Source organism: Acinetobacter sp. YH12151 (assembly GCF_013418355.1).
In the GTDB taxonomy this organism is placed as follows: domain Bacteria; phylum Pseudomonadota; class Gammaproteobacteria; order Pseudomonadales; family Moraxellaceae; genus Acinetobacter; species Acinetobacter pseudolwoffii.
The window spans coordinates 1-12663 of record NZ_VPCG01000012.1; the positions used below are offsets into that span (position 1 = coordinate 1).

The window sequence follows — 12663 nt, forward strand, 5'->3', positions numbered from 1 at the left end:
TTTGTGCCATTTTTCTTTATACTGTCACTTAGGCAGGCTGGACACTTGATTTCTAGAGTTATTCGCATTTCTCTATTTTATCAAAATCCAACCTGCTTTTTTTCAGCATACTTTTTGAAACACCACCAAAAGTGGAAGTATTTCAAAAATAACGTTAGGATCTTCGATAGCAAAAGATATTGATCAACTAATTATAGACTTAGTAGAACAAATTCTTCATTTTGAAAATCCTAGAAAAGAAAAATGGTTTCAAGAGTGGAACTCAGTAGAGTCTATTTGATTTTTATAAATTATTAGAATATAGATGAATAATGTATCCTCCATTGATTTGTTTTGAGTAGGTCATTAAAAAAGAGAACGGACTTAAAAACAGGACTCTGCTAAAATTTCCTCTTTCTATTTTAGACAAAGTTTAGCCTGCTTAAACGAGCAGGGTGACAATAAAAACTCCCATGCAAAACATCCAAACCCAAAAACTGACCCGTGCCACACTCATGTTCCCGCTGGCACTGGTTCTGTTTGAATTTTCCGTCTATATCTGTAATGACCTGATCCAACCAGCCATGCTATCGATTACCCGTGATTTTGGGGTAAGCAGTTCATGGGCGCCATCCTCCATGTCCTTTTTCCTGTTGGGTGGGGCATTTGTTGCAGCGATTTTGGGACCATTGTCCGATCGTCTTGGACGTAAAACCGTACTCTTGGGCGGCGTGGCATTTTTCACAATTAGCTGTTTGGCCATTTTATTGACACCCAATATCGAAAGCTTTTTATTCCTGCGCTTTTTACAAGGCTTTGGACTGTCCTTTATTACCGCCGTAGGTTATGCCGCCATTCAGGAAAGCTTTGAAGAACGCGATGCCATTAAAGTCATGGCACTGATGGCCAATGTTTCTTTACTGGCGCCATTGCTCGGGCCGGTGCTGGGTGCCTTTATGATCGATCATATCTCCTGGCATTGGGGCTTTATCGGCATTGCATTTCTATCATTTTTAAGCTGGTTTGGTCTGAAAGCCAAAATGCCAAACCTGAAAGTCAGTGTTCCGAAGCAGCCGTTTAGCTATATTCTGGATGACTTTAAACAGGTTTTAAAAAATAAACGTTTTGTAATTATGACCGCGGCCTTGCCCTTGGTCAGCCTGCCGTTGATGTTATGGATTGCCTTATCGCCTGTAATTCTGGTCGAGCAGTTTGGATTCAGCAGCGTGCAATATGGTCTGGCGCAGTTTCCGGTTTTGGGCGGCTTGATTATCGGTAATCTGGTTTTGCTAAAAATCATCGACAAAATGCCGCTGGGGAAAACTGTACTCTTGGGTGTGCCATTGATGCTGTTTGGTACAGGCTTATTAATACTCGGTCTGTTTATTCCAGATTATTTTGTGCATTGCCTGATTATCGGCACCACCTGTATCAGCCTTGGTGAAGGCGTAAGTTTCTCGGTGCTGTACCGTTTTGCACTGATGTCTTCTGAAGTGTCCAAAGGTACGGTGGCTGCTACGGTTTCGATTATCCTGATGCTGAGCTTTTTCGTGGTGATTGAAGCAGTTCGAATGGCTTATGAAGCCTATGACATTTGGGCCTATTGCATCGCCTCTTTCATTTTGATTGCATTGTGGTTTACTTTGCCGCGTCTGAGCTTAAAGCAGATTATTTCTGAGCGGAAGGTGAGAGGGGAGTTTTAAAGCTCCTTCCTTTTATAAAGGAAGGCTATACCCTCTCTCTAACTCTCTCCCAGAGGGAGAGAGGATTTTAATATCTATTGAAGCTCAGCGACTGGCTGCTCTAGTTTCTTTAATTTCAGATCAAACAAAAATGGCCCAAATGGCAAAATTGAAGCGATCAGGCCCATCAAAAACATGCTGAGCGACCATTTTTGCTTTTCACAGACCGCAAATAACACCACTAAAAACAGCACAAATAGTACGCCATGCCCCATACCAATATATTTCACTAAGATCGGATTATCCATCATGTATTTCACGGGCATCGCGATAAATAAAAGTAGCAGAAATGAAATCCCTTCAAACAAACCGACCAGACGTAAAGTTTTGATGTTCATAAGACATACTGATTTAATTAAATTAACCCTGAGTGTACCCAATATAAATTGAAGATTAAATCTTAAAAATAAAAAATATATTCAATATTTATAATGAGTTATAACCGAGTAAAGCAGTTGGTTATTTAGTTTCACGATACTATTATTGATGGCATAACTGCAAAAAAACTTTAAGTTTTCCGACAATAAACTGATCTATTTCAAGAGCAAAAAAGTTATTTAGATGCCAACTCTAAAGAAAATTTCATGAAAAAAGACGAGCAGATAGCCCGTCTTTTTCTTTTTATATCTACACTAATCTGTTTAGATCACACCACATGCAATGCGGTCACCACCACCACCTAATGGTAAGGGGTTGTCAGAATAGTTGTCGCCGCCGGCATGAACCATAATGGCACGACCCTGAAGATCCGCCAGTTTCAAACGTGGTGCAAGCAGGGTGACACGGGCAGTACCGTCAGTATTGACTTTTAATGCAGGCAAATCACCGAGGTGACCGGTCACCGGCGTACCATGATTGGGTGACTGGTTCGGATTGTAATGACTACCGGCAGCCAGTGCTGCACCCATCTTGCCATCTTTCATGGCGGGTGCACATGAACCATTTTCGTGAATATGGAAACCTCGCTCACCGGCAGGGAGCTGTTTCAGGTTGGTACGTATCACCAGACCGGCTGGACTGTCACTGAGTAATACGGTGCCAATCTCTTGACCTATCCCCTCAGCGGTTACTGCATTTACAGTCACGGCTCTGACCAGTTCATTCGATGGAGAAGTCGAGGCGCAACCTGTGAAAAGTGCAGCACTGAGCGCACAAAGTGTCGTAATTTTAAACAATGAAGACATGGTATTGGCATCCTGATCTTTATTCTGTTTTGTAAATCTATTGAAACAGAGCAAGATCAGAAGCTCTATATAGAATCAGTACTTAAATGTTTTGTTTTGTTTAAGTCGACTCAATTTGTGCTTTAAGGTGCTTTGGGCGGTGTGTCTTCGGTCTGCGGATCGATGTCATGTGCCATGGTGGCTTTAGGCATCATTAAGGGTTCATTCAAATTACTTTCATGTAACCATTCACGCCAAATTGCCAGCAAGACTGCAAGAATCACTGGACCAATGAAGACGCCGACCAGACCAAAACTGGCAATACCGCCCAGAACACCAAACATAATCAACAGGAATGGAATTTGTGTTGCGCCAGAAATCACCAGTGGACGAATTACGTTGTCGGCCGTACTGACAATACAGACGCCCCAAGCCATCACCCCAATCGCCTCAATCGTCTGTCCCTGTGAAAAGAGCCACAGTGATACTGCACTATAAGCCACTGGTGGGCCGAAAGGAATCAGGGCGAAAATAAAGGTCACAATGGTCAAGACCATCGGATTCGGTACACCCGCGACAAAATAACTCAGACCTGCCAATAAAGACTGGGCAATTGCAGTCAAACCAACGCCATAGACCACCGCACGTGTAGTGGCAGAAATGGTAGAAAAATAATGATGTACACGTGGCCCGACCACCATCTCAAAAGCTTTACGCACCTGATTTAAAATGGTCTGACCATCACGGTAGAAAAAGAACAGCGAAAGTATCGCAAAACACAATTTAAAGATATTTTTACTGACTTCATTCAATACCACTTTGCCGTAATTCAGATGACCTTGAATCCAGCTCGAGATCGATAGCGCGATACTGTTTGGATCGGTATTGATTTCATTTAAAGTTCGGCTAATTTCCTTGCCGACAATCGGAAGGCCACGAATAAAATCCGGTACATCCAGATGACCGGAAAAGACCTGTCGCTGTAATTCAAAATACAGATTACGACCTTCATGCTGCAACATAAAAATGGCGAAGATAAATGGCAGACCAAACACCAGAATCACGGCCAGAATCATCACGGTTGCACTCAGCGTTGGCCGATTGCCGCACATGCGTAACACCGACTGATACAAGGGCCAAGTCATATAGGCGATAATCGCTGCCCAAACTACAGGGATGATGAAATATTTGAGTATATGAAAACTCAAAAAAATCAGGATAAAGAACAATCCAAATAATAAGACTTTTTGTAATGTAGGCGCGTACTGTTGCACTGAATTTAATGGCTCATTTTTTAGGTCGTGTTCAGGCATATTAACTGAAAAAAAAGCGATCGAAAATGACGGCTTGGTAAGTAGCGTGATTATTTTCCCAAAGCAGTGTTAGGATTCAGCGGACTGGCTTAAAACCACTGACTGGGATCATCGATAATGGCATTCAGCACCGGTTGCCATTGATCCTGTAATTCCCGATAGATTTTTTGAGGTTTATCAAAGACTGACAGACCTTCCATAGCCAGACGGCTATAAGGTGCACGTTCTGAAATCCAGGCCACCGGCTGCTGGTCGATCTTGTCAAAAAACTGCTGTATGTCCTGATTACTGGCTGCATTCGGTTTGGTACGGTTGGCCAACAGTAAAATTTCAACCTTGCCTTTACGAATCCGCTTAATGTCCTGCAAATGCTTGAGAAAACGGCGGGTCGAATCAATATCAAAAAATGAAGGCTGGATCGGAATAATAATCGCATGCGCTTCACTGATCAGCTGCTCGGCATGATCTTCAGTCAACGCTCCCGGTGCATCAATGATCAGATACTCAATCTGCTTCGGTGCATCACCAATGGATTTGTGATTGCGCCAGTCCAGACTTTGAATCGGCATGGCCTGTTCCGGACGTTGCTTGAGCCATTGCAATGCCGATTTCTGGTTATCGGCATCGGCCAGCGCCACCTTATAACCTTTTTGTGCGAGTGCTGACGCTAAACTAATAGCTGTCATGGTTTTGCCACAACCGCCTTTCTGATTCGCAACTAAAATTGTTTTCATGACTCAAGGTGATTTTATTCTGTTCCTGCCTAGCATATCATTCTTTTCAAGCGTACCAATGGCTGATGTTTTCAACTTCAGTCGAATATTGTGCTGAAAAAATAAAGTAAATTAGGAAGATTGAATGTCCATATGGATGGCCATGCTGATTGGCACATGTATCGGGGTGGTGCTGACCACCATTATTTTAAGTCAGACACGCAATGGACGCATCAAGGCTGAATATGAGCAGTATATTGCCGAGCTGGAACTAGAACATCAGCAGGCATTGATCGCCGCGCAAAAACGCAGTGTCAATACCAGCCGTGCAGTCCTGAAAGGCAAAATGGCGGAACAGCTCGCACCGATCATGCCGGAATTTCAATATCTGCCCAGTGATGCCAAGTTTCTGGGCGATCCTGTCGATTATGTGGTCTTTGATGGCTACAGTGATTTCAGAGACGGCGAAGGCGAAGCAGAGGATATTGAAGTGGTATTGATTGATATCAAAAGTGGCGGAGCGCGTCTGACTAAAGGCCAGCAAGCGATTGCCCGTGCAGTTCAGGAAGGGCGGGTGCGTTTTGAAACCATCCGGATTGATTTCGATGATTGAGCACGACCAAGGAAAGAATAAGAAATTATGCAGAAATTACTGATCACTGCGCTGCTGTTTATGCTTGGACTGTGGGTCTGGAATGAGTTTTTTCGTGCGATCCCACATCTGGAAGAACGAGGTGTCTTGAAAAACTTTTCGGTAGAGCCGATTCAGCCCATTTCAGCTACATTTACTGTGCATGATAAACGTTTTGTTAAACCGAATCGTCGTGTCTTGCATCAGGCCAGCCCTATGGTCGGACATTTTAATGATCTGGCCTATGTCAGTAATATTGATGTGCTGTTGCTCAGTCAGTCACTGCCAGTCATGCAGGCAACATTAGCATTTGATAAAGCAAAACGCTGTTATCAAATCGAGGAACAAATCAGCCAGGCTGAAGCTGAATTTCTCAGCACGCATGTCCAGCATTTTAGTCTGATCGCTGCCAACGAGAAAATTGCCAATCAGATTCGCAGGCTAAAATCAGGGCAGAAGATTACACTCAGCGGTGATCTGGTCACAGTACATTCAGGAAGCACGGGACAGGAATTTCAGGTGGGTACAGGCTCGGAATATCATGCCCATTGTCAGTTGCTGCGTGTGACTCAGTTGCAGCAACATTAACGGCAAAACGAAAATAAATTAGCCTTGCGGTTTACGCAGTCGAGCCAGCAGCATACGCTGGCCAATCTTCGGAATCCCTGCGGCATTGATATAATTCAATTCTTCAATTTCAAAACCAGTTTCCAGTAAGGCAGTTTCAATATCCCGGTTTAAATGACAGCCATCTGCGACTTTCTTCTGAATCGGGGTGAGTAAATGCTGCAGGCGCTGGATATTTAAATTTTGTCGATTCAGCACATGTTCGACCACATGCAAGTAACCGCCCGGTTGTAGCACCCGATAAATCTCACGCAAACTTTGGCCGAGGTCAGCAATACTACACAGTGTCCAGGTCGAGATCACATGTTCTAGACTATGTTCTGCAAAAGGCAATGCTTCTGCGCTGGCCTGAATATATTCAACCTGAAAAGCAGCCTGCTGGATGCGCGGTTCTGCCAGCTTGAAAATGGCCGGATTGGGTTCTACGGCATAGACCAGATCTACTTCTTGATAGAAAGGCAGATTCAGCCCTGTACCAAAACCAATTTCCAGTACTTCACCAGAAATGTTCAAAAGCAATTCACGGCGTAAATCCATCAAGGACGGCGTTTGCATCACCTGATTTAAAAGGTGCGGAAAGATGTGTTGTTGATAAAGTTGATACAGCATTTGGGTTGTTTTAATTTAATCTGAATGTATTTTAGCTTAACTGAAAAATACAATATTCGGGAATGCCCAAGCTGACTAAATACACCCAGTTTGTTACCAAGTTCAACTGTTTATTCATTAAAAAATACGTAAGATCAAGGAAGATATCCTTAAAACGTTTGATCAACTCGATTAGGATTAGATTAAAAATGATGTTCAAACACTTTAAACATTATGCATTGTTGGCCGGTTTGTTGCTGCCTATTTCCAGCTATAGCTCGGTCGATCACAATATTGCCAAAGGTTTGCCACCTGTGGTCAAAGGACAGTCAATTTCTGTCTTGCAGCCTTTTAAAGGCGATTTCCGTATTTTGGGTTCCAAAGTCTATAGCGCTGATCCACAGGCCAAATTCTCTCCGATTGATTATGCGGTAAGTTGGGGCCTGTTTGCTGAACCTGAAATTGCCCGACATATTAGTGTCAATCAATATGACCGTTATCTGAACTGGAAAATGGATCGGGTGCCCGTGCCGGTAGAACAAGCCAAGCAGATGGTGTCCAATATGCATATCATTCCGGCCAATCCTGAAATTGCCAAGGCCATTAAAAAGGTGAAACGTGGTGATCTGGTGCGTATGCAGGGTGAGCTGGTTGAAGTGCGTGATAAAGATCTGGTCTGGACATCGTCTTTAACTCCGACCGATACCGGTGATGGCGCCTGTGAGGTATTCCGTGTCAGTTCAATTCAGTGGATTGAACAGGTTGGGAAAAGCTAAATTAAAATTTGCTATTTAGATGCCTATATAAAACCGCTTTTATGAGCGGTTTTATATACTGATAAACTGCTTATTTAGCAGTTAAAGCCTGACCTTTAAATGCAATGCCATCCCAGCCATTTTGCATAAACTGGCGGATATTCTGATGATCGCTGGCTTGAGGCGTCGCTTGTACAGCTGCATAGTGCTCGGCAAACAGGCTTAAGGTTTGGGCCTGATCCAGCCCATTGAGTCGTGCAAAGGCAAAAACTTTGGCGCTGCCTTGGTTTTCAGTGGTCGCATTGCTCTGCTGGCCATTTTTAAATGCAGTCGGGGTATGGGTATAATGCGCTTCGATATAGGCAATCACATCTGCAAATTTTGCCTCACCTGCGGCCAATTGTGCCAATAAATCTTGTGCCATGCTGTTTTCCCTTTGCAATCAATAAAAATTTCGATGCGATGAATATAGCAATTTTCTTGCGAAGTTCCATGGTATTTAATGGGTTTGCAGTTCAAGATAATCATGAAAATGATTCATAATTAATTTGAAATTCCGGATCAAATCAACTGGATCAATAAATAGAATAGGAACGTATATGGGCTGGCTTTGGGTGGCAATCGGCGGGGCAGTGGGTGCCAGTTTACGGTATGCAGCAGGGCTCTGGTTGCTAAAACCACAGATGCAATTTCCTTGGCCGACTTGGTGGGTCAATATTCTGGGCTGCTTATGTGCAGGGATCTTTTTTGCCTGTAGCCAAAAATATCCAATGCTGCAACAGGAAGCACGTCTGTTTTTAATGGTGGGGATACTGGGCGGATTTACCACATTTTCCAGTTTTGGTCTGGAAAGCTTTCAGCTCTTGAAACATGGCGCTGTAGGTTTAGCTCTATTGTATGCGCTGTCGAGTGTAATTGTTGGAATTATCGTTCTGGCGCTGGGTTTTTACTTGACTTCACTGGCTTTGGCTCAAAGCTGAAACAGACATAAAAAAGTCAGGAAACTGGAGGTTATTTCCTGACATAAACCACGATTTGAAGATCAAGATAATCGACGGTTTTTAGTTTTAGCCACGTTTAAAGCGGCCAAAACGTTTATTAAAGCTTGCCACGCGACCTTCATTGCTGGTTTGACGCTGCTCGCCAGTATAGAAGGGATGAGAAGCACTTGAAATATCAAGCGTAACATAAGGGTATGTTTTCCCCTCATATTCTTTAGTCTGGCTAGAGTTCATTGTGCTGCCAATCACAAAATAAGTATCGGCATTGGTGTCATGAAATAACACTTCACGATACGCTGGATGAATATCTGGACGCATATATAATTCCCTTATGATTCTTAATGAAATGTTATAATATAACATTTGGTATTTCAAGTCATCTAGAGTTACAGCGTGTAAGCCTTTGGGGTCAAAATTAACCTCGACTCGGCACCAGTTCTTCAAATACATCACTCAGATCATCATGAACTTTTAAATGAATCAGGTTCCAGTATTGTCCTGAAATCGTCCGGTTCACCATGAGCGTATCTGGAGATGGCTTAAACACATCCCAATATTTTAGAGAAGGTTTGAGCAACTCCATGCCATCATGATGGGCCGAGTTTTCAGCAAAATCATAATGGGTGACCAGTGGACGCATCAGAACTTCCAGCCATTGTTCATACAATTCAGTCGGGAATTTTCCGGTTTCAGTCAAGGAATGCAGCGCATCTAACTGTTGCTCGATCACGGGAATATTCTTCTCGCGTGCGGCATGAATAAGTTCCCGGAAATGCCCAATCACTTCAGTCGAAAGAGTCTTAACGCCACCATAATCATAAACAATCACAGAGCCATCTTCACGAAAGGCAAAGTTGCCCGGATGCGGGTCACAGTGAAAGCGTTTCAGATAAAAAATTTCCTGACCAATCGCACGCAGCAGACGTCGCCCTAAGGCATTGCGGGTTTCCTGTGGCCAGGTGCTGGCGGTTTCAATACTTTCTCCCATTTCCTGACTCAAGGTTAGAATATGCCGTGAAGAATATTCATGAAAAACCTGTGGAATCACAATTTTATGATCCAGTGACTCATGGAAAGCGCGGGCAACTTCCAGGTTCTGAGCTTCAATTTCATAGTTGAGCTCATTGTCCAGACTATGCTGAATTTCTTTAAATAACTGATCCTGAAGTTTACGGTCAATCTTTAAAACGCCCATCATGCGGAGCGCCAGACGTACCTGTTTCAGGTCGCTTTCACAGGCTTCATCGACACCCGGATACTGCACCTTGACCACCACTTGCTGGCCATTGGGTAAAGTGGCTTTATGTACCTGACCAATCGATGCTGCGGCAAAAGGTTGTTCATCAAACTGTTGAAATAATTGCTGTAAAGGTTTACCGAGTTCCTTTTCAATTTGCGCCTGAATGTCCTTAAATGGCATGGGCGGTGCCTGACGTTGCAATTTGGCAATGGCTTTGGCAACTTCGGGTGGAAAAATATCTTTATATTGCGAGGCGATCTGACCAACTTTCATGACCGCGCCTTTCATTTCTCCCAAGGTATCCGCGATTTGTATACCAATATCCTGAAATAATTTGCTGCGCGCAGTATTTTTTTGCTCTTCGTCGGCAGTTAAATTTTTAATTGAATTGGATAGGGTTTTACCTGCAATACTTGCGGTCATTCCGGCAAGTTTCATAAAGCGACGACCGGGTGTGCTAGCCGTTTTTGCCATGCGAGATTCCTTGAAACCAACAATTATTTGATGTATTTGATCATAGGTGACAAAGATTCAATTGCCTAGATTTAATTGTAGAGGTTGTGTTGTGATTTTCTTTAACTTCTCCATCTTTAGTGCATGATCTTTGATTTATCAGAAGATTTTTCTTCCTTTCCTGTACTTAAACCCAAACAAGATTCCTGAATACATCATTGTTTTAGGTCAGGCTGCATAATCATACTAAAGGTTGTTTTAGTCCCAAAAGTATAAAAGAAACCGATTACAGTAATGAAGAAAATTCAATGAAAGTCTATCGATATTTTACTGCTCAAGATGATGTGCATTTTTGTGTGCGTATCACTTAAACCTTAAATACAGGACCTAAGTTAGATGATTCACCCACCATGCGCTTTAATGGCACGGAGGTGATTGTAAGAGCCCCTGCTGATCAAAGATGTGATAGACGAATCGGAGATTTCCAAAGCATTAAAAAATGCGCTGGATCTTGAATCGCAGCGCATTTTCCAGCTTGAATTAATCGGCTGAACGCATTGGGTGGTCGAGACTTAAACGTTTATTGTTGCCGTATAAACGAGCTAATAAAAGTACACAGGCCACACTCAGACCCACAATCAGGCCAACCCAGACACCGGCTGCGCCCATGTCGGTAAAGCGGGACAGATACACCCCGACCGGGAAGGCAATCACCCAGTAAGCCAGCATGGTAATCCACATAGGGCCTTTGGTGTCCTGCATCCCACGCAGACAACCTGCTGCACTGATCTGCCAGCCATCCATCAGTTGATAAGCAATCGCAAACAGAATCAGATAGACCGCGATTTGGGTCACGATCATATCCGAGGTGTAGAGCGCCACGATTTCATTACGGAACGCCCAAAGCAAAATCATGGTCAGGATTGCCAGAATAGTGGCCGTAATCAGGCCGAGATATTGCACTTTACGCATTGCCTGCCAGTTCTGCTCGCCATAATAGGTGCCGACCCGAATGGTCAGGGCAATCGCCAGTGACATTGGAATCATAAATAGCTGTGAGGTCACTGAAATGGCAATCTGATGCGCCGCAACAATGGTTTCTCCCAAAGGGCTGAGCACGATCGCCGCAGTACTAAAAATACTGACCTCAAAGAAAATCGCCAGTCCGATCGGCAGGCCAAGCTGCAAGATGCGTTTCATCCATTCCGGGTTGATTTTTTCCCAATGAGTAAACGGCTGGGTGCGTTGATAGGCTTTATTCTTAAAAATATACAGTGCCAGAGTAATGACCATTAACCACTGTAAAATTGCCGTAGCAAAACCACAGCCGGCACTACCCAAGGCTGGAACAGGGCCAATTCCATACATAAATACATAGTTCAGTGGAACCAGCAACACCAGTGCCAATAGGCTGATGACGGTCACCGGACGTGGATGACCAATCGCTTCTGAATAGCCACGTAAGGCGGCATACATAGTTACTGCCGGCATACCAAAACCAATTGCATGCAGGAATAAACCGGCTTTAGGCTGCAAGCTTTCCGGTACACCTAAGATTGGTAAAGTCGCTGGCAACAGCTGCAAAATCAGGCCAGCAATAATCCCCAGAATCAGGGCCACCCAAAGTGACTGACGGGTAATGGTGGCAATTTTTTCAGGGGTACGTGCGCCATTCGCTTCAGCCACCAAGGGTGTCGTTGCAATCATGATACCGCTAAACAGCAGCATCACCGGAATCCATAGACCCACCCCGACTGCAATTGCTGCAAGGTCGGTCGCAGACAGATGACCTGCCATAATGGTATCAATCAGGCCCAAACCTGCCTGGGAAAATTGGGTCACCAGAATAGGTAACATCAGATGAAACAGTTTTTTTAATTCAAAACCAAAGGTCGTAACCGGTGTAACATTCGACACAAAAATTACTCATCGTGATCATGTGCTTAAATAGAGGGGTTTAGCGTTGTAAAGTGAGAAGCACACCAATAAAAATTACTCCGCCGCCTAAAAGACGTTGCCAGTTAATCGGCATTTTTTCGTTGCCCAATAAACCCAGATGATCGACCAGCATCGACATGGCCATCTGACCAAAAATAATCAGGCCGCTAAGCACCAGAAAGCCAAGTTTGGGGGCTGCATAAATGCTCATGCTAATCGCGTAGACACCCACGATGCCCCCAAGCCATAAATACCAGGGAACATTCATTAATTCCTGTACACCGGGTTTGGGATTGGACTGAAAAAGTACAATCACAGCGAGCACTATTGTACCAATCAAAAAGGAAAAAAATGCAGCTTGCATAGGAGAATATAAATATTCTTTCAGTTGCGTGTTAATTGCGGTTTGAAGCGTCAGCAAAACACCAATTGCAAAGACTAAAGGAAGTAAAATAATCAGTTGAGAAGATATTTTCATAATTTTAACTGTCTAATTCTATTTGAGTTTTTAGATATAACC

The 12663-nt window shown here is 43.6% G+C and carries 15 protein-coding genes and 1 pseudogene; 6 read left to right on the plus strand and 10 right to left on the minus strand.

Features of this window, described 5'->3' with window-relative positions:
* Positions 1-452 precede the first annotated feature (452 nt).
* A complete protein-coding gene (locus tag FTU82_RS06215) occupies positions 453-1682 on the plus strand; it encodes an MFS transporter (protein ID WP_005168783.1) in 1230 nt (409 codons plus the stop codon).
* Between the two features lie 74 nt (positions 1683-1756).
* On the opposite strand, the gene FTU82_RS06220 is transcribed toward FTU82_RS06215, so the two are convergent.
* The 4 genes from FTU82_RS06220 to FTU82_RS06235 form a co-directional block, all read right to left on the minus strand.
* On the minus strand, positions 1757-2059 hold the full coding sequence (locus FTU82_RS06220) for a DUF3817 domain-containing protein (RefSeq protein ID WP_100357834.1): 303 nt from the start codon (positions 2057-2059) through the stop codon (positions 1757-1759).
* 303 nt (positions 2060-2362) lie between these two features.
* Positions 2363-2905 carry a superoxide dismutase family protein gene (gene sodC / locus FTU82_RS06225; RefSeq protein ID WP_005168781.1) on the minus strand — a complete coding sequence of 181 codons (543 nt, stop codon included), beginning with the start codon at positions 2903-2905 and terminating at the stop codon, positions 2363-2365.
* A gap of 122 nt (positions 2906-3027) precedes the next feature.
* Complete coding sequence (locus FTU82_RS06230; protein ID WP_370982120.1) at positions 3028-4158, minus strand: AI-2E family transporter; 1131 nt, start codon at positions 4156-4158, stop codon at positions 3028-3030.
* A gap of 128 nt (positions 4159-4286) precedes the next feature.
* Positions 4287-4931 (minus strand): ParA family protein, encoded by a 645-nt coding sequence (locus tag FTU82_RS06235; protein WP_005094230.1) that lies wholly within the window; start codon positions 4929-4931, stop codon positions 4287-4289.
* Positions 4932-5055: 124 nt separating this feature from the next.
* Here FTU82_RS06235 and FTU82_RS06240 point away from each other — a divergent pair, with 124 nt between their 5' ends.
* Together FTU82_RS06240 and FTU82_RS06245 are read left to right on the plus strand one after the other, a co-directional pair.
* A complete protein-coding gene (locus FTU82_RS06240; protein ID WP_180076120.1) occupies positions 5056-5523 on the plus strand; it encodes a Holliday junction resolvase-like protein in 468 nt (155 codons plus the stop codon).
* A 27-nt stretch (positions 5524-5550) separates the two neighbouring features.
* Positions 5551-6129 carry a hypothetical protein gene (locus tag FTU82_RS06245; protein ID WP_074383599.1) on the plus strand — a complete coding sequence of 193 codons (579 nt, stop codon included), beginning with the start codon at positions 5551-5553 and terminating at the stop codon, positions 6127-6129.
* A gap of 18 nt (positions 6130-6147) precedes the next feature.
* Here the strand turns inward: FTU82_RS06245 and FTU82_RS06250 are convergent, their stop codons facing one another.
* A complete protein-coding gene (locus tag FTU82_RS06250; RefSeq protein WP_159516290.1) occupies positions 6148-6777 on the minus strand; it encodes a class I SAM-dependent methyltransferase in 630 nt (209 codons plus the stop codon).
* A 191-nt stretch (positions 6778-6968) separates the two neighbouring features.
* Here FTU82_RS06250 and FTU82_RS06255 point away from each other — a divergent pair, with 191 nt between their 5' ends.
* On the plus strand, positions 6969-7532 hold the full coding sequence (locus tag FTU82_RS06255) for a hypothetical protein (RefSeq protein WP_034608360.1): 564 nt from the start codon (positions 6969-6971) through the stop codon (positions 7530-7532).
* 70 nt (positions 7533-7602) lie between these two features.
* Here FTU82_RS06255 and FTU82_RS06260 read toward each other — a convergent pair whose 3' ends face one another.
* Positions 7603-7935, minus strand: coding sequence for a HopJ type III effector protein (locus tag FTU82_RS06260; RefSeq protein ID WP_005094224.1), 333 nt, complete (start codon positions 7933-7935; stop codon positions 7603-7605).
* Between the two features lie 175 nt (positions 7936-8110).
* Here FTU82_RS06260 and crcB point away from each other — a divergent pair, with 175 nt between their 5' ends.
* On the plus strand, positions 8111-8491 hold the full coding sequence (gene crcB / locus FTU82_RS06265; protein WP_004281556.1) for a fluoride efflux transporter CrcB: 381 nt from the start codon (positions 8111-8113) through the stop codon (positions 8489-8491).
* Positions 8492-8578: 87 nt separating this feature from the next.
* Here crcB and FTU82_RS06270 read toward each other — a convergent pair whose 3' ends face one another.
* A complete protein-coding gene (locus FTU82_RS06270) occupies positions 8579-8830 on the minus strand; it encodes a type B 50S ribosomal protein L31 (RefSeq protein WP_005094222.1) in 252 nt (83 codons plus the stop codon).
* A gap of 97 nt (positions 8831-8927) precedes the next feature.
* Complete coding sequence (locus tag FTU82_RS06275) at positions 8928-10226, minus strand: AarF/ABC1/UbiB kinase family protein (RefSeq protein WP_005094220.1); 1299 nt, start codon at positions 10224-10226, stop codon at positions 8928-8930.
* 287 nt (positions 10227-10513) lie between these two features.
* Between FTU82_RS06275 and FTU82_RS16145 the strand changes: the two are divergent.
* Positions 10514-10757: pseudogene (locus tag FTU82_RS16145) on the plus strand (DUF1737 domain-containing protein).
* Here the strand turns inward: FTU82_RS16145 and FTU82_RS06280 are convergent.
* Together FTU82_RS06280 and FTU82_RS06285 are read right to left on the minus strand one after the other, a co-directional pair.
* Positions 10746-12122, minus strand: coding sequence for an MATE family efflux transporter (locus tag FTU82_RS06280; RefSeq protein ID WP_005168767.1), 1377 nt, complete (start codon positions 12120-12122; stop codon positions 10746-10748). The pseudogene FTU82_RS16145 and the gene FTU82_RS06280 overlap by 12 nt on opposite strands.
* Before the next feature lie 40 nt (positions 12123-12162).
* Entirely contained in the window at positions 12163-12621 is a 459-nt protein-coding gene (locus FTU82_RS06285; protein WP_005094208.1) for a DMT family transporter, read from the minus strand.
* Positions 12622-12663 lie beyond the last annotated feature (42 nt).

What these genes read in the sequence shown, in the direction of transcription:
- FTU82_RS06215 (WP_005168783.1), top strand. Translation starts at nt 453, where the DNA reads ATGCAAAACATCCAAACCCAAAAACTGACCCGTGCCACACTCATGTTC.
- FTU82_RS06220 (WP_100357834.1), bottom strand. Translation starts at nt 2,059, where the DNA reads ATGAACATCAAAACTTTACGTCTGGTCGGTTTGTTTGAAGGGATTTCA.
- sodC (WP_005168781.1), bottom strand. Translation starts at nt 2,905, where the DNA reads ATGTCTTCATTGTTTAAAATTACGACACTTTGTGCGCTCAGTGCTGCA.
- FTU82_RS06235 (WP_005094230.1), bottom strand. Translation starts at nt 4,931, where the DNA reads ATGAAAACAATTTTAGTTGCGAATCAGAAAGGCGGTTGTGGCAAAACC.
- FTU82_RS06240 (WP_180076120.1), top strand. Translation starts at nt 5,056, where the DNA reads ATGTCCATATGGATGGCCATGCTGATTGGCACATGTATCGGGGTGGTG.
- FTU82_RS06245 (WP_074383599.1), top strand. Translation starts at nt 5,551, where the DNA reads ATGCAGAAATTACTGATCACTGCGCTGCTGTTTATGCTTGGACTGTGG.
- FTU82_RS06250 (WP_159516290.1), bottom strand. Translation starts at nt 6,777, where the DNA reads ATGCTGTATCAACTTTATCAACAACACATCTTTCCGCACCTTTTAAAT.
- FTU82_RS06255 (WP_034608360.1), top strand. Translation starts at nt 6,969, where the DNA reads ATGTTCAAACACTTTAAACATTATGCATTGTTGGCCGGTTTGTTGCTG.
- FTU82_RS06260 (WP_005094224.1), bottom strand. Translation starts at nt 7,935, where the DNA reads ATGGCACAAGATTTATTGGCACAATTGGCCGCAGGTGAGGCAAAATTT.
- crcB (WP_004281556.1), top strand. Translation starts at nt 8,111, where the DNA reads ATGGGCTGGCTTTGGGTGGCAATCGGCGGGGCAGTGGGTGCCAGTTTA.
- FTU82_RS06270 (WP_005094222.1), bottom strand. Translation starts at nt 8,830, where the DNA reads ATGCGTCCAGATATTCATCCAGCGTATCGTGAAGTGTTATTTCATGAC.
- FTU82_RS06275 (WP_005094220.1), bottom strand. Translation starts at nt 10,226, where the DNA reads ATGGCAAAAACGGCTAGCACACCCGGTCGTCGCTTTATGAAACTTGCC.
- FTU82_RS06285 (WP_005094208.1), bottom strand. Translation starts at nt 12,621, where the DNA reads ATGAAAATATCTTCTCAACTGATTATTTTACTTCCTTTAGTCTTTGCA.